This window comes from Luteitalea sp. (assembly GCA_009377605.1).
Classification (GTDB): Bacteria; Acidobacteriota; Vicinamibacteria; order Vicinamibacterales; family Vicinamibacteraceae; genus WHTT01.
The window spans coordinates 49711-75179 of the sequence record WHTT01000025.1; the positions used below are offsets into that span (position 1 = coordinate 49711).

General features: G+C 64.9%; 21 protein-coding genes. 11 read left to right on the forward strand and 10 right to left on the reverse strand.

Annotated features, from left to right (window positions below; translation table 11 throughout):
- Nucleotides 1-9: 9 nt before the first annotated feature.
- The 6 genes from rbfA to GEV06_10695 all read left to right on the forward strand — a co-directional run bounded on the left by rbfA (nucleotide 10) and on the right by GEV06_10695 (nucleotide 5765).
- Nucleotides 10-387 (forward strand): 30S ribosome-binding factor RbfA, encoded by a 378-nt coding sequence (gene rbfA, locus GEV06_10670; GenBank protein MPZ18359.1) that lies wholly within the window; start codon nucleotides 10-12, stop codon nucleotides 385-387.
- Nucleotides 368-1342: a bifunctional oligoribonuclease/PAP phosphatase NrnA gene (locus tag GEV06_10675; GenBank protein MPZ18360.1), complete on the forward strand. Its 975-nt coding sequence runs from the start codon at nucleotides 368-370 to the stop codon at nucleotides 1340-1342. The genes rbfA and GEV06_10675 overlap by 20 nt, the downstream gene beginning before the upstream one ends.
- Before the next feature lie 17 nt (nucleotides 1343-1359).
- Nucleotides 1360-2283, forward strand: a complete 924-nt coding sequence (gene truB / locus GEV06_10680) for a tRNA pseudouridine(55) synthase TruB (GenBank protein MPZ18361.1) — start codon at nucleotides 1360-1362, stop codon at nucleotides 2281-2283.
- 130 nt (nucleotides 2284-2413) lie between these two features.
- Nucleotides 2414-2683, forward strand: a complete 270-nt coding sequence (gene rpsO, locus GEV06_10685) for a 30S ribosomal protein S15 (GenBank protein ID MPZ18362.1) — start codon at nucleotides 2414-2416, stop codon at nucleotides 2681-2683.
- A 6-nt stretch (nucleotides 2684-2689) separates the two neighbouring features.
- Entirely contained in the window at nucleotides 2690-4876 is a 2187-nt protein-coding gene (gene pnp, locus GEV06_10690) for a polyribonucleotide nucleotidyltransferase (GenBank protein ID MPZ18363.1), read from the forward strand.
- Nucleotides 4877-4970: 94 nt separating this feature from the next.
- Entirely contained in the window at nucleotides 4971-5765 is a 795-nt protein-coding gene (locus GEV06_10695) for a hypothetical protein (GenBank protein MPZ18364.1), read from the forward strand.
- 12 nt (nucleotides 5766-5777) lie between these two features.
- Here the strand turns inward: GEV06_10695 and GEV06_10700 are convergent, their stop codons facing one another.
- The 3 genes from GEV06_10700 to GEV06_10710 all read right to left on the reverse strand — a co-directional run bounded on the left by GEV06_10700 (nucleotide 5778) and on the right by GEV06_10710 (nucleotide 12603).
- Nucleotides 5778-6902, reverse strand: a complete 1125-nt coding sequence (locus GEV06_10700) for a M48 family metalloprotease (GenBank protein MPZ18365.1) — start codon at nucleotides 6900-6902, stop codon at nucleotides 5778-5780.
- 19 nt (nucleotides 6903-6921) lie between these two features.
- Nucleotides 6922-10761: a chromosome segregation protein SMC gene (gene smc, locus GEV06_10705; GenBank protein MPZ18366.1), complete on the reverse strand. Its 3840-nt coding sequence runs from the start codon at nucleotides 10759-10761 to the stop codon at nucleotides 6922-6924.
- Between the two features lie 210 nt (nucleotides 10762-10971).
- The gene (locus tag GEV06_10710) at nucleotides 10972-12603 is read right to left on the reverse strand and encodes a PDZ domain-containing protein (GenBank protein ID MPZ18367.1); all 1632 of its coding nucleotides are present in this window, start codon (nucleotides 12601-12603) and stop codon (nucleotides 10972-10974) included.
- Nucleotides 12604-13023: 420 nt separating this feature from the next.
- On the opposite strand from GEV06_10710, the gene tatA reads away from it, so the two are divergent.
- The 3 genes from tatA (at nucleotide 13024) to GEV06_10725 (ending at nucleotide 16122) form a co-directional block, all read left to right on the forward strand.
- Nucleotides 13024-13335: a twin-arginine translocase TatA/TatE family subunit gene (tatA, locus tag GEV06_10715; protein MPZ18368.1), complete on the forward strand. Its 312-nt coding sequence runs from the start codon at nucleotides 13024-13026 to the stop codon at nucleotides 13333-13335.
- A gap of 9 nt (nucleotides 13336-13344) precedes the next feature.
- Complete coding sequence (gene tatC / locus GEV06_10720) at nucleotides 13345-14136, forward strand: twin-arginine translocase subunit TatC (GenBank protein MPZ18369.1); 792 nt, start codon at nucleotides 13345-13347, stop codon at nucleotides 14134-14136.
- A gap of 258 nt (nucleotides 14137-14394) precedes the next feature.
- Entirely contained in the window at nucleotides 14395-16122 is a 1728-nt protein-coding gene (locus GEV06_10725) for an OmpA family protein (GenBank protein MPZ18370.1), read from the forward strand.
- Nucleotides 16123-16215: 93 nt separating this feature from the next.
- Here the strand turns inward: GEV06_10725 and GEV06_10730 are convergent, their stop codons facing one another.
- Complete coding sequence (locus GEV06_10730) at nucleotides 16216-16698, reverse strand: DUF192 domain-containing protein (GenBank protein ID MPZ18371.1); 483 nt, start codon at nucleotides 16696-16698, stop codon at nucleotides 16216-16218.
- 56 nt (nucleotides 16699-16754) lie between these two features.
- Here GEV06_10730 and GEV06_10735 point away from each other — a divergent pair, with 56 nt between their 5' ends.
- The gene (locus GEV06_10735; protein ID MPZ18372.1) at nucleotides 16755-17789 is read left to right on the forward strand and encodes a hypothetical protein; all 1035 of its coding nucleotides are present in this window, start codon (nucleotides 16755-16757) and stop codon (nucleotides 17787-17789) included.
- Nucleotides 17790-17952: 163 nt separating this feature from the next.
- Here the strand turns inward: GEV06_10735 and GEV06_10740 are convergent, their stop codons facing one another.
- Together GEV06_10740 and nadB are read right to left on the reverse strand one after the other, a co-directional pair.
- On the reverse strand, nucleotides 17953-19410 hold the full coding sequence (locus GEV06_10740) for a proline--tRNA ligase (protein ID MPZ18373.1): 1458 nt from the start codon (nucleotides 19408-19410) through the stop codon (nucleotides 17953-17955).
- Between the two features lie 38 nt (nucleotides 19411-19448).
- Nucleotides 19449-21005 carry an L-aspartate oxidase gene (gene nadB, locus GEV06_10745; protein MPZ18374.1) on the reverse strand — a complete coding sequence of 519 codons (1557 nt, stop codon included), beginning with the start codon at nucleotides 21003-21005 and terminating at the stop codon, nucleotides 19449-19451.
- A 205-nt stretch (nucleotides 21006-21210) separates the two neighbouring features.
- On the opposite strand from nadB, the gene aroB reads away from it, so the two are divergent.
- Nucleotides 21211-22293, forward strand: a complete 1083-nt coding sequence (gene aroB / locus GEV06_10750; protein MPZ18375.1) for a 3-dehydroquinate synthase — start codon at nucleotides 21211-21213, stop codon at nucleotides 22291-22293.
- 13 nt (nucleotides 22294-22306) lie between these two features.
- Here the strand turns inward: aroB and GEV06_10755 are convergent, their stop codons facing one another.
- The 4 genes from GEV06_10755 to GEV06_10770 form a co-directional block, all read right to left on the reverse strand.
- The gene (locus tag GEV06_10755) at nucleotides 22307-22933 is read right to left on the reverse strand and encodes a Uma2 family endonuclease (protein ID MPZ18376.1); all 627 of its coding nucleotides are present in this window, start codon (nucleotides 22931-22933) and stop codon (nucleotides 22307-22309) included.
- Nucleotides 22934-23000: 67 nt separating this feature from the next.
- Nucleotides 23001-23669, reverse strand: a complete 669-nt coding sequence (locus GEV06_10760) for a hypothetical protein (protein ID MPZ18377.1) — start codon at nucleotides 23667-23669, stop codon at nucleotides 23001-23003.
- Nucleotides 23670-23674: 5 nt separating this feature from the next.
- Nucleotides 23675-24775: a hypothetical protein gene (locus tag GEV06_10765; protein MPZ18378.1), complete on the reverse strand. Its 1101-nt coding sequence runs from the start codon at nucleotides 24773-24775 to the stop codon at nucleotides 23675-23677.
- A gap of 156 nt (nucleotides 24776-24931) precedes the next feature.
- Nucleotides 24932-25469: prepilin-type N-terminal cleavage/methylation domain-containing protein (locus tag GEV06_10770; protein MPZ18379.1), on the reverse strand; the 538-nt coding region annotated here is incomplete at its 5' end.

Consider the following 25469-nt stretch of genomic DNA (forward strand, 5'->3'; position numbering starts at 1 on the left):
GAACGTAAGATGCGCGCTGAACGTGTTGCCGATCAGATTCGTGAGGAGCTTCGGTCGCTGCTCGAGTACGAAGCGAAGGATCCTCGGCTGGGCTTCCTGACGGTGACACGCGTGCGTGTGACGCCGGATCTGCAGGCCGCGCACGTGCACTATACGACGCCTGAGACGGTACAGCGCCGCGACACGTCTCGCGGGTTGGAGCGCGCGGCACCCTTTCTGCGCCGCGCGCTGGCGATGCGTCTGCAGCTTCGCCACACGCCAGAGTTGCTTTTTCACTACGACGAGGCGCTCGAACAGCAGGAGCGCGTCGAGCAGCTTCTACAAGAGATTGCCGCCGAGCGGGCCGCGCGACCGACCGACAGTGACGATGACGACAAGGCCGAATAGCGCGTCCCCTCTTCAGGTCATTCGTGATGCCGTGCTCGCGCGGCAGCGGTTCCTGCTCACGTCACACGCACGTCCGGACGGTGATGCCATCGGGTCGCAGCTCGCGCTGGCCTTTGCTTTGCGTGCCGCGGGCAAGCAGGTGCACATCGTCAACAAAGACGACCCACCACCTTATCTGTTGGAGTTCCCGGGCGTGCGCGACATCGAGGTCGCGTCCAAGGCTGAGGGTGACTTCGATGCCCTGGTTGTCCTCGAGTGCAGTAGCTTGGATAGGACTGGCCTGACGGGTCTCGACCGTTACTTCGCGATCAATATCGATCACCATGTGGGAAACGCTGGATATGGCGCCATCAACTGGCTCGATGAGAGCGCCTCGGCGTGCGGGGAGCTCGTTGCCGCCCTCATTGATGCGCTCGGCGTGAGCTGGACGCCCGAGATTGCGACGCACCTGTATATCGCAATTCTCACTGACACGGGCGGCTTCCGGCACTCGCACATTACGGAGCGAACCTTCGACTATTGCCGTCGTGCCGCGGCGGCCGGCATCGATGCCGCGCAGATTGCGCGCACGGTGTACGATAGCAGCAACGTCGGACGCCTCAAGCTACTCGGTGCGCTGCTCGATCAGATGGAACTGGTCGCGGACAACCGCGTGGCGCTACTCTCGCTCGATCGCGCACTGCTCGACAGCGCCAAGGCCAGCTCGCATGACACCGAAGGTCTCATCAACGTCCCGTTGTCGGCAAAGGATGTGCAGGTCGTCGTGCTGTTGCGGACAGACGACGCCGACGGCACGCGCGTGAGCCTTCGCTCGAAGTACGACGTCGACGTACAGAGTGTGGCGCGCCGGTTCGGTGGTGGCGGCCACCGCAACGCAGCCGGCTTTACCGTTCAGGAGCCGAGCGACGTCGTGCGCGCACGGCTGCGACCGCTTCTGGCCGATCTCGTTAAGTAAGTCGGGGTCCTTGGTCCATGCTCGACGGTGTGCTGGTCGTCGACAAGCCTGCCGGGCCGACGTCACACGATGTGGTGGCGGCCGTTCGGCGTGCTGTCGGCCAGAGGCGCGTGGGCCACACCGGCACGCTCGACCCGTTCGCCACGGGCGTGCTCGCGCTCGTCCTCGGTCGGGCGACCCGTCTCTCACGCTTCCTGACGGCGTCGACCAAGCGCTACGTGGCAGGAGTACGCCTGGGCGTTGCCACCGACACGTATGACGTGACCGGCGTGCCCGCGGGCGAGCGTGCGCCCAAGGCGGTCGTAGAAGCGATCGCCCCGAATGCCATCGAGCCGGTGCTGGCGCGGTTCCGCGGCCGCTTGGAGCAGGCGCCGCCGCCGTTCTCGGCGAAGAAGATTGGCGGCGTGCGCGCTTACACACTGGCACGCCGGCAGGCCGCGGTCGCCCCAGCGCCGGTGATGGTTACAGTCTACGCGTGCCAGCTGGTCTCGGTGGAGGGTGGGCTGGTCACGCTGGACATTAGCTGCTCTGCGGGATGCTACGTGCGGTCGCTGGCCCAGGACCTCGGCGCAGCACTCGGTGTTGGCGCGCACCTGGAGAGCCTTCGGCGGACGGCCAACGGGGAGTTCAGGGTCGCGCAGGCGATCTCGCTGGCGGAGCTGCTCGAGGGGGGGATGACCAGGGCTGCGGCGCGGCTGGTGCCGCTGGACGGACTGCTCGGCGACTACCCGGGCGCACAGCTCACCGAGACAGGGGTCGAGCGGATCCGGCATGGCCAAGCGATTACCAGCGGCGAGGTTCGGTGGCTCAGCCCGCCATTTGGCAAGGATGAGCCAATTCGCCTCGTGGCGCCCGACGGCCGGCTCCTGGCACTGGCGACCCAAGCGGCACTCGGAGCTGACGACGTAAGCCTTTTGCGCCCGACCGTCGTGCTGGTCTAGAATAAGTGGTTTCCATATGCCGGCCACATTCGGCTCGGCACCCCGGCCTTTCACAGGGCTAGGTTCCACACTGACGGCGGCTTGGTTCGGGCGCTCGAGCGTGACAACTGGGCCGTTCGCGGAGGACAAGGTGGCGCTAACGAAAGAACGCAAGACAGATCTCATCACAGATTTCCGCACGCATACCACGGACACCGGCTCGCCTGAGGTTCAGGTCGCCATTCTGAGTGATCGCATCAACTACCTCACGGAGCACTTCAAGACGCACCCGAAGGATCACCACTCGCGCCGCGGGCTCTTGATGTTGGTTGGCCAGCGGCGCCGGCTTCTCGACTACCTGAAGAAGAGAAATCCGGAGCGCTACGCGGAGATCATCCGGCGGTTGAATCTCCGCAAGTAAGGACGTATGCACACACGAGAAATTGCTATCGGGCGTACCCGCCTCTCGCTCGAGACCGGCAAGCTCGCCAAGCAAGCCGACGGCTCTGTCGTCGTGCGCTTTGGCGACACGATGGTCCTGGTGACCGCGTGCCATGGCTCGACGATGAGGGAGGGGATCGATTTTTTGCCGCTCACGGTCGACTACCGCGAGTATACGTATGCATCCGGGCGCATCCCTGGCGGCTTCTTCAAGCGAGAAGGCAAGCCGACCGAGAAGGAGATCCTTTCGAGCCGGTTGATCGATCGTCCGATTCGGCCGCTCTTCCCATCCGGTTGGAGGTACGAAACTCAGGTCATCGCGCTCGTGCTGTCGGCCGATACGGAAAACGACTCGGATGTGCTCGCGATCACCGGCGCCGGTGCGGCGCTCGCGCTGTCGGACATTCCGTTCCTGAAGACCGTTGTTGCGGTTCGGGTGGGGCTGGTCGACGCGGAGTACGTGATCAACCCGACCTACGAGCAGCGGCGCCGCAGCAAGCTGGACTTGGTCATCGCGGGGAGCGCGGACGCCATTTCGATGGTCGAGGCAGGCGCACGCGAGTCGACGGAAGCAGAGATGATGGCCGCCATCGACGCGGGCCACACGGCGATCAAGGAGATCGTGGCGGCGATCGACGACCTGGCCCGCGAGGCCGGCCGCCCCAAGCTGGCGTCGCCGGCCAAGGAGCACGCGCACGACTTCTACCGCGAGGTGGAAGAAAAAATCCGCGTGCCCTTGAGCGAGGCCATGCGCGTGCATGGCAAGCTCGAAAGCTACGAGCGGGTCGATCAGGTGCTCGAGGACCTCATCGCCTCGCTACCGGACGGTGAAGTGGAGCGGCGTGTCGAAGCGAAGCACATCTTCAAGGAGCTGCAGGAGAAAGTGCTGCGCGAGGAGATCCTCGAGCGCGGACGGCGCCTGGACGGCCGCGCCTTCAATGAGATTCGCTCGATATGGTCGGAGGTGAGCGTGCTGCCGCGCGCTCACGGCTCGGCGGTGTTCACGCGCGGCGAGACCCAGGCGCTCGTCACGGTGACGCTCGGCACGGGCGAAGACCAGCAGAAGGTGGAGCTCGTCGACGGTGAAACCTACAAGCGCTTCATGCTCCACTACAACTTCCCACCGTTCTCGGTCGGCGAGGTGGCGTTTTTGCGAGGCCCTGGCCGGCGCGAGATCGGCCACGGCGCGCTGGCAGAGCGCGCCCTGCAGCCGATTATTCCGGAAGAGGACGCCTTCCCGTACACCATCCGTGTGGTCTCCGACATCCTCGAGAGCAATGGCTCCTCGTCGATGGCGAGTGTCTGTGGCGGCTCATTGGCGCTCATGGACGCCGGGGTGCCCCTGAAGGAGCCGGTCGCGGGCGTGGCGATGGGCCTCATCCTGGAGGAACAGAGCGGCAAGTTCGCCGTGCTCAGCGACATTGCGGGCGCCGAGGACCACTACGGCGACATGGACTTCAAGGTGGCGGGGACCGAGGCGGGCATCACGGCTCTCCAGATGGACATCAAGGTCTCCGGCATCACGGTCGACATCATGCGGCAGGCCCTCGAGCAGGCCCGTGAAGGCCGGTTGTTCATCTTGGAGAAGATGGGCGAAGCCATGCGCGAGCCTCGCGCAAGCATCTCCGGCTTCGCTCCCCGCATTGTCTCGATCAAGATCCCCGTCGATCGCATTCGCGACGTCATTGGTCCCGGCGGGAAGACGATCCGCGGCATCATCGAGAAGACGGGCGTCAAAATCGACGTCGAGGACGACGGCCGCGTCAACGTGGCGTCGCTCGACGGCGAGTCCGCCGCCAAGGCCATCGCGATGATCGAGGGGCTCACGGCGGTCCCGGAGCTGCACAAGACGTATCTCGGCAAGGTCGTGCGCATCGCGGACTTTGGTGCGTTCATCGAGATTCTGCCAGGCACGGACGGACTGCTCCACGTCTCCGAAATCGCACTGCATCGCGTCAAAGACGTCCGGGACGAGCTCAACGAAGGCGACCAGGTGCTCGTCAAGGTGATCAACGTCGATCAGTCTGGAAAGATACGCCTGAGCCGCAAGGCCTTGCTACAAGAACAGCAGCCCGCGGAACCGGAGGCTGCTGCCGCGCAGCCGGCACACCAGCGCGATCGTCCAGATGAAAAACCGCACGGCCCGGGCACCAAACAGCCGGTGAGGAAGTAAAAGGGACCTAGGGGTCAAGGGATCAAGGCTTGATCCCTAGATCCCTAGATCCCTAGATCCCTAGATCCCTAGATCCCTTAACCCCTTACACCCGATGAAGCCAACTACCGTCTTCCTAGGCGAGATGACCAACCTCGAGATCGAGGCGTTCCTGAAAGAGCACCACACGGTCATCATTCCAACCGGTGCGACCGAGCAGCATGGCCCCCATGGTCCCTTGCTGACCGACGTGCTGATTCCGCAGGAAGTCGCGCGGCGCGTGGCGCCACAGGTAGGGGCAGTAGTGGCGCCGCCGATCAACTATGCGCTGTCGTATCCGCACCGCGGCTTCGTCGGCGTCGTCGATATCCGCATTTCAACGTTCATGGCCCTCGTCGAGGACCTCTGTGTGGCGTTCGCACGCATGGGCTTCAAGCGCCTCGTGTTCCTCAATGGCCACTATGACAACACATACCCAATCGCGTATGCGTGCGCGAGCGCGGCCGAGAAGCTGCCGGAGGACGTCAGAGCGTTTCCGGCCAACTACTGGGATGGGTTCACGCCCGAGGAATCAGCGGAGTTCTTAGGCCTGAAGAATGGGATGCACGCCAACGCCGCAGAGACCGGCGCTGTGCTTCGGATCAACGCCGATCTGGTCGACATGGAGCGTGCAAACGCCGAGTTCCCGCCATTTCCGGAGTACACGGTCGCCAACACGGGTGCTGTGCATACGGCGTTCTTCTTCACATCGCCCGGCTCGGTCTATAGGGCAACGAAATCCGGTACATGGGGCGATGCACGGCAGGCAACCTCCGAGCTGGGGGAGCGCTATCTCGAAGCCGGCGTGCGCTCCACAGCGCGACTGCTCGAGAACATCGAAAAGACGTTCGCGGCAATGCCTCGACGGTAACCTCGAACCTCTTCAGCCTTTCCACCGGCGCACGGCAGCGATTCGTTCCCCCAGTGGTGGATGCGTGAGGAAGGCCACCTCGACAAGGCGAGACGCTTGCTCTTCCGCGAGGTTCTGTTGGCCGAGGCGGCGCAATGCAGAAATGAGCGCCTCTGGTCGACGCGTCAACGCGAGCGCATAGTGATCGGCGCGACGTTCCGCCGCGCGCGACTGAGCATACGCGAGCGGCTGGAGCACAAGCGAGGTCGCGCCGCCGACGAGTAGCATGAACGGCAGCGCCGCCACATCCGCCGTGCCACGCAGTCCGAGCAACGGCCCGAGCCCCCAAACGGCCACCTGCACGGTTCCCCACATGACAGCGGCAAGCGCGGCGTCGAACGCGAGACCTCGCCACACATCGGCGTGTACATGATGGGACAGCTCGTGCGCGAGCACCACCTCGATCTCATCCTCTGAGTAGCGCTCGAGCAGCGTGTCCGACAAAAGAATCCGGCGCGTTCGACCGAGGCCCGCTAATGCCGCATTGGCTTTGCGCGTGCGCTCGCCGACCTTCCACTCGTAGACATCCAGTGCCGGTCGGCCTGCGCGCACCGCCAGCGCGAGCAGGCGCTCTCGCAGAGAGCGCCGGTCGAGCGGCCGGACCCGATAGAAGAGCGGTAACAGCAGGACCGGTGCCAGCGCCACGATCAGGACCGAGAGAACGAAAGTGCCGAGGGTTGCCCACGCCCACCACCACCGCGGAGATTCACGGGCAATCCAGAACAGCACCTCGACCGCGGCAAGGCCGACGACCAGAGCAACCCCGGACGCCTTCAGGTGATCCCGCAGCCACGTGTCGAGAGATTCCGACGTGAGGCCGTAGCTGCGCTCGAGCACGAAGCTACGCAGGAAATACCAGGGCAGCGCGACGAGCTCCAACAGCAGCGCCAGCCCAATGGCAAACAACAGCAGGACGAAGGGCTCGCGCCATCGGTCCGGCAAGTCGAGCGCAACACCGAGGCCGAACAGCGCATCACGGGCGGGCGACGAGACGCCAGACAGGACGACGAGCAGCAGCGCCGCGCCCACCAATACCACTTCGAGCACAGTCAACCGCCGGCGTGCTCGGTGATACCGCGTGCCCTTGTCCTCGTTCACAACAAAACAGTCGCACTGGCTAGTTCAATCTCAGTGAGATGAGCTTGGAGACGCCAGGCTCCTCCATCGTGACCCCGTACAGCCGATCGGCGATCTCCATGGTCTTGCGGTTGTGGGTGACGAGGATGAACTGTGTGCGCTCCTGCATGCCGCGCAACATCTCGATGAAACGCCCGATATTCGCATCGTCGAGCGGGGCATCGATCTCGTCCAGCAAGCAGAAGGGACTCGGCCGGTAGGTGAAGATGGCGAACATCAGGGCCATGGCGGTGAGTGCCTTTTCCCCGCCCGAGAGGAGCTGCACGTTCTGGAGCCGCTTGCCTGGCGGCTGCGCGACGATATCGATACCGCTCTCGAGGACGTTCTCTTCGTCGTTGAGGATGAGGCCCGACTGCCCGCCCCCAAACAACGTTCGAAACGTCTCCTCGAAATTACGGTTGATCGCGACGAAGGCGTCGTGAAACCGCTCCCGTGTGGTCTTGTCGATGCGTCGGATGGCCTCGCCGGTCTGCGCAATGGCATCGACGAGATCCTGACGCTGATTGGTGAGGAAGGTGTGGCGCGTCTCGAGCTCCTCGAACTGTTCGATCGCGATCATGTTCACCGGACCAAGCGCTGCGATCTTCCGCTTGAGACGAGCGATCTGCTCCTCGGCGCTTACCGGCCCGGACGCCGCCTCGTCGTTCGACGCGGCACGCGCCGCTTCCGCGTCAACGGCGTCCGAGCTCGACGAGGAAGCGCCATCGGTGGCACCTTCGGCGCCGGACGCTCCCAACCCGTCTTCGCTCTCCTCCTCCTCCTCCTCCTCCTGCTCCTCTTCGGGCGCTGGTTCCGCCACCGCCTCCTGTGGTGCACCCTGCGCCGCCAGCAGGTCGGCCTCGGCCGCGACGGCGTCGAGCGTCATCTGCAGCGCCTCGTCGCATGCCGCCGCCAAGTGCGCCAGATCCGCCTCCGCGGTGGCGCGCTCGACGTCGATCCGGCTCACTTCCGCACGCACGTTGTCGAGCTCATGGCGCGCTCCGCGCACTGATGCTTCGTGCGACTGGAAATTGGACTGGATCTCGACCACCCGTGCGTCGGCTGCCCGCACATCCTGCAGCAGACCGTCGAACGCCGCGAGATCCGCGTCGAGCTGCTGTCGCGTTTCGCTGATGCGCTGGGCGAGCTCATCGCTCCGACGCTCGGCCGAGTCCAGCTCTTGCCGGCGTCCGGCAATCCGCGCTTCGAGCTCGGCCGACGCCTCTTCCAATCGCCGAATCTCGGTGGCGAGCGCAGATGCCCGCTCGACCATCGCCGCATGGGCCGCCTTGGCTTCGGCGGCGTTGGTCAGCAGCGCCGACATCCGCTCTCGCGCGTCATAGGTCCGTTGTTGTCCAGCGGCGAGCGCCGTGTCCAAGGCTCGCTGGCTCGTCTCGAGATCGGCAATCGATTGCTGTGATTCTCGCTGACGCGCACCAAGCGACCCACGTTCTTCGTCAGCCCGGCGGCGCTCGTTCTCGATGAGCTCCTGGCGCCGGCTCACGCGCTCGGCGTCCTCCACGGCACGCGCGACGCGATGTTCGAGGCCGAGGATCTCCTTCTCCCTCGCGTGGGCATCGGCCGTCAGGGCGGCAAGGGACTTCTCGCCGTCGGCAACTCGAGCGGCAAGTGTGGTGACGTCGTCACCGAGCTTCGTGATGAGCGCCTGCTCCGTTTGAAGACGGTCTCCGAGCTCCTTGATCTCGCGGCGCGTGCCCAGGATGCCGCGGCTTTCGACGCGCCCGCCACCGGTCACCAGATAGCCACCACGCACGAGCTCTCCGGCGAGAGTCACCACAACCCCACCGAGCTGCAGCGACGCTTGCACCGCACGCTCGAAGCCTTCGGCCACCCAGACCTCGCCGGTTGCGTGGCGAATCAAGTTGGCGTGCGCGCCCGTGATTTGCAGGACGCCGGCGAGCGGGACGATGTCACCGATCCGACCCTCGAGCGGAGCCGGTACAGCGCGTGGTGCTCCGTCGGCAACGAGCACACCGCACCGACCCAACCCGCGCTCGCGGACGAGAGCCAACGCGGCCAGTGCATCGGCGTGCCGGGGCACGATGATGCACTGCAGCAGATCGCCCAGCGCAGCTTCTACGGCCGTCTCGTACCGGCTATCCACATCAACGTAGTCGGCAACAGAGCCGGCGTGAGGAATCTCCGGATGCTCCTCGGCCAGAATGAAGCGCGCCGCGTCGCTGTAAGCTGCGCGCGCTTCGTTGAGCTCCTCGAGCGAGCGCAGTCGAGCCTCGAGCCCTGAGATCTCCTTTTCTTTCGCGCGCGCTTGCTGGGTCTGCTCCTCGTAGTCAGCGCGCAGATGCTCGAGCTCCTCCTCCTGGGCGAGGCGCGCGCGCTCGGTCGACGCCAGGGTATCGCGTGCCGCGGCGAGCTCCGCGGCGGCCGTCGTCTGTTCACGCGTCACCCGTTCGTGCTCCGCCGCCAGGTCCGACGCCTCGACCTCGAGCCGGGCCAGCTCACCCGAGATACGCTCCTGCTGCGTCGCCGCATGCTCGATCGCGTGACGCAGGGCGTTCATGGAATGAAGACCAGCGTACACATCATGGCGCGCCTGCTCGACGACCGACTCCGAATTGTCGATCTCCTGGCGTGCGACTGCGACCTCCGCATCAGCCACCGCGAGACGCTCTGCCGCACGATCGCGCTCTCCGTCTGCTTCGCTCCCGGCCGATCGACGCGTCTCGATCTCCTGCCGCGCAGGCTCACGTCGCGCGTCGAGCGTTGCGAGCTCCGCCCGCAAGGTCGTGCCAAGCGTCTGCAGCGAGTCGACCTGCTGGCGGTCGAACTCGAGCTGCTGCTGCCGGCGCTCGTTCTCGATCTCCTGCTGGTGCGCCCGCGTTCGCGCGTGGCTCGCGTGCTCATCGGCCTGTGTGAGATCCAGCCGCAAGCGCTCGAGCTCCGCTTCGAGCTGCGCCACGCGAGCCGCAGCGCCGGTCTCACGCTCGCGAGCTTCTGCAAGACGCTGATGTGCGCTCGCGACGCTCTCTTGGAGCACGCGGTAACGCGCCGCAAACAGTATCTTTTCCCAGTAGCGGAGCTCTTCGCGCAAGCGGCGATAGCGTCTCGCTTTCGCGGCCTGGCGCTTGAGCGCGCCGCGCTGCTTCTCGAGCTCGTAAATGATGTCCTCGACACGGACGAGATTCTGCTGAGCGGCGTCGAGCTTCAGCTCAGCGGCTCGGCGTCGTGACTTGTACTTCGTAATGCCAGCGGCTTCTTCGATCAGCTGTCGTCGCTCGAGGGGCTTGGCGCTGAGGATCTGGCCAATCTTTCCTTGTTCGATCACCGCGTAGGCCTTGACGCCCAGGCCTGAGTCCATCAGGAGGTCTTGAACGTCCCGCAGCCGCACGACGTGCCCGTCGATCAGATACTCGCTCTCACCGGATCGGTAGAGTCGGCGGGAGATCTCAACATCGCGCAGGACGTCCGAGTGTCCGTTCCCGTCGGCTTCAATAGTAGCCACAGCCACCGTACGCACATCGCCCTGCGGCGCCACATGGTCGTGTGGCGTGGACTCGACGCTCGTGCCGTTCTGGCCGTTGGCGGCCGGGACGCGGGTTGGCACGCCGCTCAGGCGGAGCTTGACCTCGGCGGCGCCCGTGGGTCGTCGAGCGTCGCTGCCGGCAAAGATGACGTCCTCCATGCGCTCGCCGCGCAGGCTCCTGGCGCTCTGCTCGCCGAGCACCCACGTAATGGCATCGACGACGTTGCTCTTGCCGCAGCCGTTCGGGCCGACAATGGCGGTCACGCCACGGTCGAAATGCAGGTCGGCCGCGTCCGGAAAACTCTTGAAGCCGGTCAGCTTGAGGCGTTGGAGGCGCATGGGTCGGTCGCAACGGGCGGCCCACACCGGCGAGCGCGCTGAGCTAGCACACTGGGCTAGCACACTGGGCTGTGGGTCCCGTGAAAGTTTAGCAGGCGCTACTGGTTGGGGCAACTCGAAAAGTGGACACTAGATAAGGGGCAGGGAGGCGAGCGCCTCGGCGAGGCGCCCCTACCATGACCGTGCGACGGACGCCCGGGCGACGCGTCCCTACCTTCCGTCCTGCTGTCCCGCGCGGGTGGTGTTCTTGGGGAGGCGGGTGAGCTGAACCGCCTCGGGGAACAGGCTGAGCGCGAGCTGCGCCTGCGGGTCGCGGGCGATGAGATTGCGCTGCGCCTGATCGATGCCAAAGAGGTCGACGTCGATCTCGAAATGAATCATCGCTTTGATGAACTCGAGATCTTTGGTGAATGCCGCCTCGTCGATCTTGACCTTCTTGCTCTGAAGAAACGTCCGGAAGTCCTCGACCATCGCGTCGTCGACGACGAAATCGCGCGCAAGCGTTTTGCGCCCACGGGCGACGGCGCTGACGCGCGTATCCCCTTCGGGTGAGAATTTCTCGGCGTAGTCGACAAACAGCTGCCGCGCGTTCAGCATCCGGCCGAACCGCGTGGGGTTGAAGCCTTCGAGGGGACCGGCCAAGTAACGATCTGGCTCGATCCCTCCACCGCCGTAGACCTTCCGCCCGGCATCGGTGTAGCGGAGCTCTGCCGGATCCTTTTTCTCCTGACGAATATCGTCACGCAGGGTGTGCGTGAGGTATTCGTCGAAGCTGCCATCCCACGGCCGCTGGATCAAACGTCCACTCGGCGTGTAGTACCGCGCTGTTGTGAGCGCTAGTCCCGCACCCTCGCTCACGCGGAAGATCGACTGCACCAGCGCCTTGCCAAAGGTGGTCTCACCCACGACGAGCGCGCGATCGTGGTCCTGCAGCGCGCCAGCCACGATTTCGGATGCGCTCGCGGAGTTGCGGTTGACCAGCACGACGACGGGCGCAGCGTCGAGATCCTCCGCATCCATCGCGGTATAGTCCGAATCGGAGTTGCGCGTCCGCCCGCGCGTGTAGACGACCAACTGTCCGCTCGGCAGGAAGCGATCGGCAACCTTGATGGCTTGATCGAGCGGACCACCAGGATTGTCTCGAAGGTCGAGGATCAACCGCTGCATGCCCTCGCCTTCCAGCTTGTCGATGGCCGCGCCGAGGTCGTGATCGGTCGTTTCGGAAAAGTCGCCGACGCGGACGTACCCCGTCGTGCTGTCGACCATGAAGGAGCCGCGGATCGTGGGGATGTGGATCTCGTCGCGAGCCACGACGATCCGAATCAACTGCTCGTAGCCGCGCCGCTGGATCCCGAGCCTTACCTTCGAGCCCTTCTCTCCACGCAAGACCTTGACCGCATCGTCGTTGGTCCAGCCCTTGGTGTCGGCATCCTCGATCTCCGCGATGATGTCGCCGCGACGCAGGCCGCTCTTGTACGCAGGCGTCCCCTCGAAGATGTTCGTCACGGTCACGTCACCGTCCACCGTGAGAATGCTTATCCCGAGACCGTAATAGCGTCCCTCCTGCCGCTCGCGCAGTTGTGCGTATACGCGCGGGCTCAGGAAGCTGGAATGGGGGTCCAGCTTCTGGAGCATCCCGCCTATGGAGCTGTAGACGAGGCGATCCGATTCGATGTCGCCGGCGTAGTTGTTCTCGACTGCGGCGAGGGCCGCCGTAAATATCTTGTAGCGCTCCGCGACCGGATCATTGGTGGCGAGAGCGCTGCGGCCGACCGCGCCCCCAAGCACGGCCGACAGGACGACAGCGCCGAGGGCGATCGACAAGGACCTGACGCGGGACATAAATTGCAGGGTAGCAGACACACGGGCAGGGAGCAACAAAGGGATAAAGGGGTCAAGGGATAAAGGGGGCAAGGGGTGGTTCTTCGGGGCGCGCACGTAGCGCGGCGCCTCGAGGCCCCGCGGAGGAGGACGAGGAAGCTTCGCCCTCACCCTTAGGCCCTTCGACCCGTTGCCCTTGATCCCTTGGCCTCTTTATCCCTTTGCCCCTATAATCATGAGGTGAGGTTGTGGGGGGATCGGGTCGATCATCCCACGAGACGTATGCATTCTCGTGCACCCACGCGCACGCGAGGGTGTCGCCCCCGCCAGTTGCCCGCCTGGGCCACGAATCATCGGGGTCTGGCTTGTCCGGAGGGTTCCGGGCGTTGCCCGGCCCGGCCGCTCGAGGGTGTCAGCTACGCTTAGTCAAGGAGCCAGGGCATGGGATTTGGGCCACTTGGGGTACCGGAGCTCATCATTATCTTCGTGATCGCGCTGATCGTCTTCGGTCCGCGAAAGCTGCCGGAGCTGGGGAAATCGCTGGGGCGCGGCCTGTCGGAGTTCAAGCGCGCGTCGAACGATCTGCGTAACAGCTTGGAAGAGGAGATTCGCCTCGAGGATGACCAGGAAAAGCGTCCTCGAGCCGAGCCTGCCAAGGCGCCCACACCCGATCCAGTGGGACCGCGCCCGGTCGAGGACTCCACCCCTCGGAGCAGCGAGTCCACGCCGCACAACCAGGTGCTCGACGCATAGACCTCGCTCATGGCGCTGGCTCCCGTCCCCACATCTCCGGAACCGCCCGGGCCGTTCGAGCCGGATGACGACCCCCAGCTCGGCGGGAAGATGAGCTTCCTCGAGCACCTGGATGAGCTGCGCAAGCGGCTGATCCGCTCCATATACGCGCTCCTCGGCGGTTTCCTGATCGCCTGTATTTTCATCCCACAGATCTTCAGGTTCATCATGGAGCCTCTTTCGGCCGTGCTGCCGAATGGAAGCTCGCTGATCTACACGGTGCCCACGGAGGCGTTCTTCCTCCAGATGAAGATGGCGGCGCTCGTGGGCCTCATCCTCGCCATGCCCGTCGTCATGTGGCAGACCTGGCAATTCGTTGCCCCCGGTCTGTACTCGAACGAGAAGCGCTGGGCGATTCCCTTCGTCGGGCTGACGTCGATCTGCTTCACGGCCGGGGCGCTCTTCTCGCACTACATCGCGTTCCCATTCGCGTGGCGATTTTTCGCGAGCTTCGGCACGGATTACCTGACCTTCCTCCCAAGCGTGGCGTCCGCCTTCTCCCTCTACGTGCGCCTGCTGATTGGATTGGGCCTGGTGTTCGAGATGCCCACGGTCGTCTTCTTCCTGGCGCGGATTGGCCTGATCACGGCCGGATTCCTTGCGCGGAACATTAAGTACGCAATTCTCGTCATCTTCATCGTCGCGGCGCTGATCACCCCGAGCACGGACCCAGTCAACATGACTATCGTCGCAGCACCCATGATTGTGCTCTATGGGGTAAGCATCGTTATTGCATGGGCGTGCCAGCGGCGAGCCTCTTAACGCTTCAGCTAACCTGCCGACAACCAGTGTGCTGTCGCCTCTTAGATACCCCACAGCGGCAGAGTACACGGGCATTCCGTAGTAGACCATAGGTGCTCACCAGCGCGTGAGAATGCAGCAAACTCCTGACAGTTCAGCACATCTCGCTACACGATATTGACTTATACCGGGTGAAGCTTTACCATTTTGTGGCCGATACTGGTGTGGGAGGTTGTCGCGAGACGGTCGTTGGAAGGTCAATTTCAAGGTCGACTTGATATGAGACGATTCAAACGGGTAGGTCTAATCGCACTGCTCGGGCTGGGCGTAGCGACACCATCCGTGGCGCAGCAAGCGGAACCGGCGCCACAGGAACCCACCGAGCAGCCCAGTGTGCAGGAGCAGCCCGCTCCGGAACCATTGGCTTCGGACGGGACGCGCCGTGCAACCACCACCTTCCACGGCGACTCCGGCTTGTGGTTCGTGCCGATCGCCGAGGTGCTTCCACACGGGATGTGGTCCATCAGCGGGTATCGCGGCAATTTCGACCGCCAGGAGGGCTTCACGGACTACTCCCAGTGGCCTGTGACGTTCGGGGTCGGCGTAGGGAACCGCCTCGAGCTGTTCGGCAGCTTCCAGGTGGTCAGCCGTGTCGACCGCGACGTGCGTCCGATTTTCGTGGACGGCAACGAGGCCGGCGGTCCGGTCAACGAGCTGCCACTGGTACCCCAGGGGTGGTCCGACAATCAGGTCGGCGACCTCTACGTCGGCGGCAAGATCAACTTTCTCTCGCAGGCGGACCAAAGGCCGCTTGCCTTGGCCGTGCGGCCGATGATCAAGCTACCGACCGGGGACAGCGACAGCGGCGCCAGCAGTGGCGAAGCCGATTTCCTGATCGACGCCATCATCAGCGGCGAAGCGAACCAGACGACGGAACTGTCTGGTTATGTGGGATGGGTGCAGCGGGGCGATCCAGACGGGTTCGATATCGCCAACGGCTTCCGCTACGGATTCGGCGTTGGCGTCCCCTCGCGAAGTCCCCTCCGGCTCACGGCCGAGTTGGTAGGCGAGGCGCATTCCGATGATGTCATCGTCTCCGACGGCAGCCTCATTGCTGACGATGAGACCACCTCGCCGCTGCTGAGCCAGATCCGGAACCCACTGGACCTGAACGTGGGCCTCACCTACCTCTCCAACAACGGGTTCTTCATCGGTGGCGGGATGAGCTGGGCGCTGGCGCACGACAGTCGCAGCGACCACTTCCCCGACTTCGAAGACCGCACAGGCGACCCCTTGGGGTTCCAGTTCCGCATTGGCTATCACCCAGGCGTACGCGCCTACCAGCCGCCGCCGCCGGCGCCGGAGCCGGTGCCCGAGCCGCCGGCCAATCGGCCACCCACGGCCAAGGCGCGTTGTGAGCCGTGCACCGTAGAGGTCGGCAAGAGCTCGACGGTGACCTGCGACGGGCAAGACCCGGATGGCGATCCGCTGACCTACAAGTGGTCGGCCCCAGCGGGAGACTTTGCCAGCCCTGGGGACCGCCAGTCGCTCTGGACCGCGCCGATGCAAGAGGGGCCGGTGCCGGTCACCTGCACGGTGGATGATGGGAAGGGCGGCACGGCGACCGACACCGTCACGATCCAGGTGGTGAAGCCGACGGTCGAGGAGATCGTCTTCGAAGACGTTCACTTCGACTTCGACCGCTACACGCTGCGGCCAGAGGCCACGCGAATTCTGGACGAAGCTGTGACCGCCATGGAGAAGGATGAGACCCTCCAGCTCGAGATCGAAGGCCACACCTGCAACATCGGCACAGCGGAGTACAACCTGGCGCTGGGCGAACGTCGCGGCCGAGCAGTGAGCAGCTACCTCACCTCGCGCGGCATCGGTGCCGATCGGGTCAAGACAGTGAGCTACGGTGAGGAGCGACCGAAGCATGACAACGCGCGTGAGGAAACGCGTCGACTCAACCGACGCGCTGCCCTCATCGCTCGGCTTACCCAGTAGCGCAGGCTAGCGGGCAACAAAACAAAGGGGTTCCCGGCCAGACGACCGGGAACCCCTTTTTCGAGTACGCGCGCACGCTCTCGGCCCTACGCCCTACCGTTTGATCGGCATCCCCTCCAACGCCACCGTGTCTCCGACCTCGATACCGTGCTGCTTCGCAAAGCCCGCTGCGGTTTCAATGACGTAGATGGAGCTCGACGCGGCAGGGCCAGGCTCATAGATGGGGCAATCGAAATCGCGGTCGCTCTTGTTCCCGCATGGCGGCACGGACTGCCGGATCGCCACGATCCGCCCGTCCGATTCCAACCAGAACATGTCGAGCGGAATGAGCGTATTCTTCATCCAGAACCCATTGGCGCCCGGTTCGGGGAACACAAAGATCATGCCTTCGTCGGGCGCCAGCCCATCGCGGAACATGAGGCCGCGTTGACGCTCCTCTTCCGTGGCGGCCACCTCGAGCGAGACCTGCACGTCGCCGGGAAAAGTCGCGTCCGCGCGCGCCATGCGGAACTGCGGTGCTTCCGCCGCGTTCGTGCACGCCACCAGCGCGGAGCCGGCGATGAGAAGCCATTTCATAGCGACCTCGGATACGGGTACAATGCTGCCCGGACGGTATTCCCCAACAGCCTAACATGCCTGTTTCGGCCCGGAGTTCATCGGCGCCGCTCATCGACGCGTTACTGAAGGGAGACGAGGTTGCGCGCGAGACCGCTGCTGCGCGCCTGGCCATTCGAGGTAACGCCGCCGTTCGCAGTCTCGTGACGGCGCTGGCCGAGGCGTCGTCCGACGGCCAGATGCGCATTCTGGGGCTCCTGGAACGCATCGCCGCCCCGAGCGCGCTCATCCCAGCTTCGCGCTTCCTGCGGCACGACGATCCGGATGTGGCCATCGCCGCCGTCAATGCCGTTGCCGTGCACGTCGTCTCTCCGCGGGATCGGATCGCGACAGAGGCGGTCGACAAGCTCACCGCGCTTGCGCTCGATGCGACACGGGATGATCGCGTCAGAGTCGCGTCCCTGAACGCCCTCGCACCTCTCGAGGAGACAGTCACGGCCCCCCTCCGTGCGAGATTAGCGGACGATGCCTCTCCGATCGTGCGTGAAAGGGCACTCGAAGAGCGCTCCAAGCCACACGAGGCGTCCGTGGCTCCGACCGACTTGGCACGTCTCGTCGAAGAGGCGGCCGGTGGCAAATTACCCAATGATCCCGACGCGCTCCGCCGTCACGTCGCACGAGAAGCTGGCCGGGTGCCCCTCACAACATTGCATCGGCTCATCGTGATGCTGCGAGAACGAGAAGCGACGGAGGCGGACGACACGCAGCGCGCTGGTTGGCTGCTCTGCCGCGCAACAGCGCACCAGGCCCTGGCCTCCCGCGGCAGCCGTCTTGCCGTCTACGACTTGCGCGAAACGATTGCACAGCTCAATCGGCGTGTGCCCGTCGGATTCCTTGCGGCACTCACAGAGGTTGGGGACGCGTCGTGCATCGACACCCTCGCCTCGGCATGGACCACGACTGACGACTCATGGTTCCGCCAGCAGCTCGAATCGGCCTTTCTGGCGGTGATTGCTCGCGAGGGCATCACGAAGCGACACGCCGCCGCCAAGCGGATGGCCTCGCACTGGCCGGAAGCGTTTCGGGCACTGTGGGGGAGGAAGAAGGGGTAAAGGGGTAAAGGGATCAAGGGGTAAAGGGATCAAGGGGTCTAGGGATCAAGGGGTGTCCTTCGGGCGTGCGTAGCGCGGGGCCTTTAGGCCCCGCGGCCGACGAGCCGGAGACTTCGTCCTCACCCCGCTGAATGAGCCACCCTCCCTTGATCCCTTGATCCCTTCAATACGCTTTAGCAAACCACGCATAAGCCACGGCTGGCTTGTCGCAACGGATGCAGCCGCCCTGCGGCGGCTCCGTTTCGGCGAACGGCAGATTACGAATCGTTGCCTGCGTTTCGGCCTTGATGGACGCCTCGCACGCCGCGTCGCCGCACCAAGGAGCGACGACGAATCCGGGACGGCCCTCCATGGCGTCCTTGAACGCTGCGTACGAGCTGGTCCGCAGGGTGCGCTCGTCGCGAAACGCGCGCGCGCGTACCAGCAAGGCGTCCTGAATCTCGGTCAACAGGCCTTGCACGCGATCGGCAAGTCCCTCGATGGGGACGAATATCTTCTCCCGCGTGTCGCGCCGCGCGAGGACCACCTGAGATTTGTCGATGTCCTTCGGACCGATCTCGAGACGTAGCGGCACGCCCCGCATCTCCCACTCGGCAAACTTCCATCCAGGCGTGTAGGCATCACGGTCGTCGAGAAAGACGCGCACGCCGTGCTCGACGAGACGATCTCGAATCTCGCACGCCTTTGGCAACACGCTCTCGCGCCAATTGCCGCGCGAGATGGGCACGATCACGACTTGATGTGGCGCGATGCGAGGAGGCAGCACGAGACCGCTGTCGTCGCCATGCGTCATGATGACGGCGCCTATGAGACGCGTCGTCACGCCCCACGACGTCGTCCAGGCATGCTCCAGCGACTTGTCGCGCCCCTGAAAGCGAATCTCGAAAGCCCGTGCGAAGTTCTGCCCCAGCATGTGCGACGTGCCGGCCTGGAGCGCGCGGCCGTCCTGCATCAGCCCCTCGATCGAATAGGTGCGCACCGCACCCGCGAACTTCTCGCTGTCGGTCTTCTGTCCCTCGACAACCGGGATGGCAAGCTCCGTTTCGGCAAAGGACTTGTAGAGCGCCAAGATCTTCAGCGTCTCCTCCTGGGCTTCCGCTTCGGTCTCATGCGCCGTGTGGCCTTCCTGCCAGAGGAACTCGGTCGTGCGAAGAAAGGGGTACGTCTTCTTCTCCCAGCGCACGACGTTTGCCCACTGGTTGATCAAGACGGGGAGATCCCGCCACGACTGAATCCACTTCGCGTACAGCGTGCCTATGATCGCCTCCGACGTGGGCCGGATCGCGAGTCGCTCTTCGAGCGTCTCCGTGCCGCCTTGCGTGACCCACGCGACCTGCGGCGCGAACCCCTCGACGTGGTCTGCTTCGCGGGAGAGCAGGCTCTCAGGTACGAAGAGCGGGAAGTACGCATTGACGTGCCCAGTCGCCTTGAGCCGGCGGTCGAGCGCCTGTTGCATGTGCTCCCAGATGGCGTAGCCATACGGCCGGATCGCCAAGCAGCCCTTGACCATCGTGTAGTCGGCGAGCTCGGCCCGACGCACGACGTCGAGGTACCAGCGCGAGAAGTCCTCGGACTGGGGCGTGATCTCCGTTACCAACGTGTCCTTCCGCTGTTCGGTCATGAGTTTCTTCTGTCTTCAAGATTCGTCCTGAGGTGCGTTTACATCAACACGTCGCCGCAGTGTTTGCTCCAGGCATTGTCGTCACGCTGCGGGACATCGAGACGATAGTGCGCGCCGCGGCTCTCGGCACGGCGCCAGGCGGCCCGAGCCATGAGGAATGCCACCGTGAGGAGGCTCGCGTGACGCGCAGCCTCAACCGAGGCAGGCAGGTCACCGGACAGCCCGCGCCATGCCGCCTCGAGTTGGGCTACTGCGCTTCCCAAGCCGGCCGTGTCTCGGAAGAGCCCCACATTGCTCCACATGAGCTGTTGAACGTCCCGAGTGGTCATGGTGCGCGAAGACCGTGGGCCTTCTGGGCGCTGCATCAGCGACAGTTCTACGTGCCGCGGTCCCTCCCAGTCCGAGACGTTGTTTGCGGCTGCCCGCATCGCAGCACCGGCGCGCGCGCCAAACACCAGGCCCTCCAGGAGCGAGTTGCTCGCCAGGCGGTTCGCCCCGTGCACTCCCGTGCAAGCAACCTCGCCTGCTGCAAACAGCCCCGGTCGCGACGTTCGGCCGTCCAGGTCGGTGGCAACACCGCCCATCACGTAGTGCGCCGCCGGGCTCACGGGGATCAGGTCGCGCGCCAGATCGAGGCCCGCCATGTGACATGCGTCAGTAATGAGCGGAAACCGCGCGTGCACCACGTCGGCCGGCAGATGCCGGAGCGAGAGAAAGACCGGTTGGCCAGACCGCTCGCGCTCTCGAACAATCGCGCGAGCCACACGATCGCGCGGCGCCAGGTCTCCCAGCGGATCCTCGCGCGCCATGAACCGCTCGCCGGCGCCATTCACGAGTCGTGCTCCCTCACCGCGCAGCGCTTCCGACAGGAGAAATCTCGGCGCGCCTGGCACGTCGAGGACCGTCGGGTGGAACTGGACGAACTCCAGGTCCGAGATCATGGCGCCTGCCGCAAACGCCATCCGGATACCGTCGCCCGTCGCCACTTCTGGATTCGTGGTCTCGGCGTACACCTGCCCCGCCCCGCCGGTGGCGATGAGTGTCGCAGCAGCTTCCACGCAACCGGCCGTGCCTTCTTCGGTCAGGAACCGCGCACCCCGGCATCGGCCGTGCTCTATTACGAGGCCGCATGCCAGGCTGTGGGCGACAATGCGCACGCCCGTCTCCGCGGCGACCCGTCGGCCGAGCACACGCCCAATCTCGCGTCCGGTCGCATCTCGGGCGTGCAAGACGCGGCGAACAGTGTGCGCCCCTTCGCGCGCGAGGCTCAGAGACTGGTCCGGTTGCCGATCGAACGAGGCGCCCCAGTCGACGAGCTCGCGCACGTAGCGGGGGCCTTCCCCGACGAGGACCGCGACCGCCTGCTCGTCGCAGAGGCCGCCGCCAGCCGCAATCGTATCAGCAGCGTGCAGCGCAGGCGCATCGTCTGCACCCACGGCTGCCGCAATACCGCCCTGGGCATAGCCCGTGTTGCCCTCTGCAGGCTCGGACTTCGTGAGGATGAGAACGTCGCCAGCCCCCGCCAGCTCGACCGCAGCGCGAAGCGCGGCGATCCCGCTCCCAAGAATGAGAAAGTCGGTCTGAAGATTTGCCAAGGCGCCAGCCGGACGATCTACGAACCGCGCAGACAACCGACCCTTGTTATCCTACCATTCGACTCGTCTGACGGCCCACCGTCGGCGGGCCGTCGGGCTCGCTCATGGCAGGCCGCACACGCGTCGAAGGGCTGTTTCCTGATTCCAGCCTTCGCTCGTCTCCGGCGAGCTACGGCTAGGCAAGCCTGATTCCTGAATCCTGATCATGCACATCCCTGTCCACGCCGGTCCCGAGACCGGCTACGCCGTCGAAATCGAGAATGGCCTTCTCGGTAGCCTGGCCGACGTGATGCGGACCGTCCTGCCCGAGGGTGCGCCGCGGTTCGTGCTCTCGAGCCCACGAATCTGGCGGTTGCACGGCGCGGCCATCGCCGCTGGCCTGCCCACGTCCGAGCCCATCCTCGTACCGGATGGCGAGCGTGCGAAGCAGCTCACCACGGTGCAGCGCGTCTACGACGCCTTGATCCGCGCCAACGCGGACAGAAGCACGCAGCTCGTGGTCGTGGGTGGCGGCGTTTTGGGCGACTTGGGAGGATTTGCGGCGGCCACGTTCCTGCGTGGTATCTCGTATGTGCAGGTGCCAACGACGCTGCTCGCGCAAGTGGATAGCGCGATTGGCGGTAAGGTCGGCGTGAACCATGCGCTTGGCAAGAACCTCATTGGCGCCTTTCATCATCCCCGACTGGTGGTATCGGATCCGCTCGTTCTTCGCACGCTGTCGCGACGCGAGTTCCGCGCGGGGCTGTACGAGGTGGTCAAGTATGCGGTCATTGCGAGCCGGCCGCTCTTCGACCAGTTGATGGTGGGACTGCCACAGATCGTCGCACGGGAGTCGGAGGTGCTCGTGCCGATCATCGCCGAGTGCTGCCGCATCAAAGCGGAGGTCGTCGCCGCCGACGAACGCGAGCAAGGGCTGCGGCGCACGCTCAACTTTGGCCATACAGTCGGGCACGCCCTCGAGGCGGTCACGAAGTATCGACGGTTCCGCCACGGCGAGGCAGTAGCCTACGGGATGCGCGCCGCCGCGTGGCTCGCGCGCACGCGCGGGTCACTCGCCGCCGACGCTCATGAAGCGCTCGACGAGCTGCTGACTCGAATGGGCCCGCTTCCCACTGTGGCGGATCTCTCGGCGGCAGCCTGTCTCGAAGCCATGCGACACGACAAGAAGGTGGTACGCGGCACGCTCCACTTCGTGCTGCCGGTAGACATCGGGCGTACAGCGATCGTGACCGACGTGACGGAGCTGGAGCTCGCAACGAGCCTCCGCGAGGTCGGCCTGCGAATCTAAGACGCGGAGGAGATCAGACCAGAGGAAGAAGATCGCGAACGAGAACTGGTGGACCGCCGAAAAGCGGCGTCACCTGCTCGTCCTCGGTGTGTCGTGTGATGCTGCGATAGTGGTATCCGAAAGGCTGATCGGCCATCGGCGCTGGGGCACGATGGCACTCGAGTACGCGGTCTGGTAGGTTGAGAATCCTGTAGTCAGCGATCCCCTCACGTGCGTACAGGCTGGCCTTTGTCATGCGATCGAACCTGAGCGTCGTATCTGAGACTTCAACGATAAGCAGCGCGGTCGTTGGATGGGCGCTAGCATGACCGTCGGGAACCCGCTTAACCACGGCGATGTCCGGCTCAGGCTCACTGTCATCGCCAAGCCCAAGAGGTAGCTGGACACGAACGCTGCGCGCAGGCCCAACATAGCGTTGAAAGGCCTCGTTCACACGCTGAACCGCGGCCGCATGCATGCTGCGCTGAGGGGTCACTTTACGTACCACCTCTCCGGCGATCAACTCCAACCGTTCGGCAGGACCAAAGATGCCGAGCTCTCCGGCACGTTGATATTCGTCGCGCGACCAGCGCCGAATTTCCGGCGCCACATCCACCCACCACCTCGCGGGGGCCTCGCGCGCGAGCATTTGCGCAGCCATAACGCTGATGATAGCACGCTGCGTGGGCGCGGTGCCGCCCTGGATTCACGATGCTCCGTACGGGACCTCATTCAGCCAACCGCCATGACAAAACGCTCAGCGGTGCCGGATATGGATCTACTCGCGCAACGGTCGCCTCGATTGCGCGCCGCCCATGACGAACACCGTAAGCCTCGCAACGGAGAGTGACGGTGTCGTTGTCGTCCTGCAGCGGATTCCCGTCTCCATCGGCGTGATCATCAGCCACCCACACGACGACATATGCCAGCGGTGGACCTTCCAGCGTCAGGCCCACGACGTCCGCGAGGCTTCCATAAACGAAGAGACGCCACCTCGGGTTGTTGGCTCCCCATGGCCCGCGGTCAGAAGTTGTTTGCACGTCATGCGTGAGGTCGACGAGACTCACGATGCGGCCGTCCGGAAAGCGGGGCAACAGCGTGTCATCACGAACGCGCGAGAGCGCACGACCAGTGAGCACGTCGGTCCATACCGGCACATGTGAGAGCTCCAGGAAGGCGCGTTCGAGACCGGCATCGGCTGCGTGCACCAACTCTTCCGCGTCACGATCATTCGCTGTGATGAGATGCTCTGTCGCGACAGCCATGATCAGCGCGCTGCCAACAACGGTGAGAAGTAGCGTCACCAACAGCGCGAGGATCAGCGCTGCGCCGCGATCGGAAAGCAGTCGGGTGCCGCCGTGAGGAGGTGAACGCGTAACGAGGCAACAAGATGACATCGTGGTTACCGCCCGAAGCTGAGATTACGCGGCGCGACCTGGAAGTCCCAGGCGAGATCTGACACGAGGAGCCGACTTCCACTCGCGTGACCGGGGTTGACGAACAGGCGCGGATCAGGGCCGCGCACTGCAGGATCCCGCGCTTGCACACGCAGCCGGACGCGGACGGCACGCACGCGCAGCAGGTCAGCGTCCCAGTGATTGGCCGGCTCGCCACAAAAGGGTCCATCGGCAAAGGCAGCAAGCGGCAGCTCGACGAGCGGTGCTGGTGTCGGGCCGAGCGCCGGCAGTATCGGTGAGCCATCCGCACTGGTGACGCAGGTCTCGTCCTCGACGCCTGGTGGTGGCGGCGAACGTGGCGGCGCGGGGTCGGCAAGGTAGCTGAGCTCGAGCTCGACGACCTCGTCTACCACAGGCAAGTCCGACTGATTGCCGTCGTAGCGCCGCAGTTGGCGTCTGCTCGAATCGTGATACAGCACTTGCATCTCGAGTGCGACCACCTGCGCGTCCTCCGCCGGCTCGTAGGCTTTCGACAGCTGCGGTGGCCAGTGGCCGAGCGCGTTGCCCGTCACGTCTGTAACCACTATCGGGTCCCATGCCCCCGTCCGATCGAATACGAGAGCCTGCGTGCCTGGAGTAAACGCACAGGCCGCGCGAGCGACAGGGCATCCTGAACCGTTATCGACCTCGACGGGGCCACCGCGAGAGCTCATCGCGCTTGCGAGCGGTGCCTGAAGCGCCGTCGCTGGTATGCCGAGGGTGGTGACTCGGTCACTGAAGGCGGTCGTCGGTGGGTCCGGTGACCAGCGCCCCATGCGCCGCGGCAGGACGGGAGGCAGCCACTGAACCAATGGGCCGGGGTGCTGCGCCCCGTAGACGCCGGCACCTGCCCCACGAAGCCCAGTTCTCAGGACGTCAGCGGCGACGCGCATTCGGTGGCGCGTGTCATTCGCCTCTGATTCGCGCCGGAACGCGTCGTGCGCAGGACCGAGCAGCAGCACAGCGGCGGCGCCAACGACCAGCGTGATGGCCATGGCCACCACGAGCTCCAGCAGCGTCACACCGGCCGACGCGGCAACGTGGCGTCCGAGGGGTTGGCGGTTCATCGCCATGCCAATAGCGATGTGCAAGCGTTGAGCCAAGGAGATCGATAGGGAAACGCACCGCCAGACGGCTTCAAGCCGTCCCAGTCACGCAGAAACGTCGCAGAAGGTGCACCACGCCGGCGGGCAAAGCTTGCAGGATCTGAAGCATGCGCCATTTCATGGTCGCGTTCGCGACCTGAACGACACGAGCCTGGCGACATTCCAGCTCCCGTCTGTCGGTCGCGTCTGCTCGACGATCGTCGAGACCACCACGACGAAGGCGAGCCCGTCCTCTGGATCCGAGGCAAGCGGTACGACGGCCCATCGCCGCACGTAGTGCGCTGTCGGGGGTGGCGACGTCCCAGTCCCGACACTGCGCCCGAGCGCGTCGATGTAATCCACGTAACCAGGCGTGTTGCGCGTGGCGGCGTCCGCGGGCGATGCTCGGAGCCCGGGCCCACCTGCGACGGGCGGCGTTTGCGTGAGGTCTGAGACGAAGTCCGAGATGCGCACGTCGGCTCCGGCAGCCGGATGATCGAACCGCCACGTCAGCGCTCGCAGCTCCTCCATCTTTGCCGCTGCCAACGCGGTGGCGACAGTTCGGGCGTGTGCCTGCTGGCCCGCGCGAACAGCGCGCTCAACCAGCGTTGCACCACCGACGGCCAGCACCACGATGATGGCGAGCGCCGTGACGCACTCGATGAGCGTGAAGCCG

Coding starts and splice junctions, on each gene's coding strand:
- rbfA (MPZ18359.1), top strand. CDS start 10: ATGCGCGCTGAACGTGTTGCCGATCAGATTCGTGAGGAGCTTCGGTCG.
- GEV06_10675 (MPZ18360.1), top strand. CDS start 368: ATGACGACAAGGCCGAATAGCGCGTCCCCTCTTCAGGTCATTCGTGAT.
- truB (MPZ18361.1), top strand. CDS start 1,360: ATGCTCGACGGTGTGCTGGTCGTCGACAAGCCTGCCGGGCCGACGTCA.
- pnp (MPZ18363.1), top strand. CDS start 2,690: ATGCACACACGAGAAATTGCTATCGGGCGTACCCGCCTCTCGCTCGAG.
- GEV06_10695 (MPZ18364.1), top strand. CDS start 4,971: ATGAAGCCAACTACCGTCTTCCTAGGCGAGATGACCAACCTCGAGATC.
- smc (MPZ18366.1), bottom strand. CDS start 10,761: ATGCGCCTCCAACGCCTCAAGCTGACCGGCTTCAAGAGTTTTCCGGAC.
- GEV06_10710 (MPZ18367.1), bottom strand. CDS start 12,603: ATGTCCCGCGTCAGGTCCTTGTCGATCGCCCTCGGCGCTGTCGTCCTG.
- tatA (MPZ18368.1), top strand. CDS start 13,024: ATGGGATTTGGGCCACTTGGGGTACCGGAGCTCATCATTATCTTCGTG.
- tatC (MPZ18369.1), top strand. CDS start 13,345: ATGGCGCTGGCTCCCGTCCCCACATCTCCGGAACCGCCCGGGCCGTTC.
- GEV06_10725 (MPZ18370.1), top strand. CDS start 14,395: ATGAGACGATTCAAACGGGTAGGTCTAATCGCACTGCTCGGGCTGGGC.
- GEV06_10730 (MPZ18371.1), bottom strand. CDS start 16,698: ATGAAATGGCTTCTCATCGCCGGCTCCGCGCTGGTGGCGTGCACGAAC.
- GEV06_10735 (MPZ18372.1), top strand. CDS start 16,755: ATGCCTGTTTCGGCCCGGAGTTCATCGGCGCCGCTCATCGACGCGTTA.
- GEV06_10740 (MPZ18373.1), bottom strand. CDS start 19,410: ATGACCGAACAGCGGAAGGACACGTTGGTAACGGAGATCACGCCCCAG.
- aroB (MPZ18375.1), top strand. CDS start 21,211: ATGCACATCCCTGTCCACGCCGGTCCCGAGACCGGCTACGCCGTCGAA.
- GEV06_10755 (MPZ18376.1), bottom strand. CDS start 22,933: ATGGCTGCGCAAATGCTCGCGCGCGAGGCCCCCGCGAGGTGGTGGGTG.
- GEV06_10760 (MPZ18377.1), bottom strand. CDS start 23,669: ATGTCATCTTGTTGCCTCGTTACGCGTTCACCTCCTCACGGCGGCACC.
- GEV06_10765 (MPZ18378.1), bottom strand. CDS start 24,775: ATGAACCGCCAACCCCTCGGACGCCACGTTGCCGCGTCGGCCGGTGTG.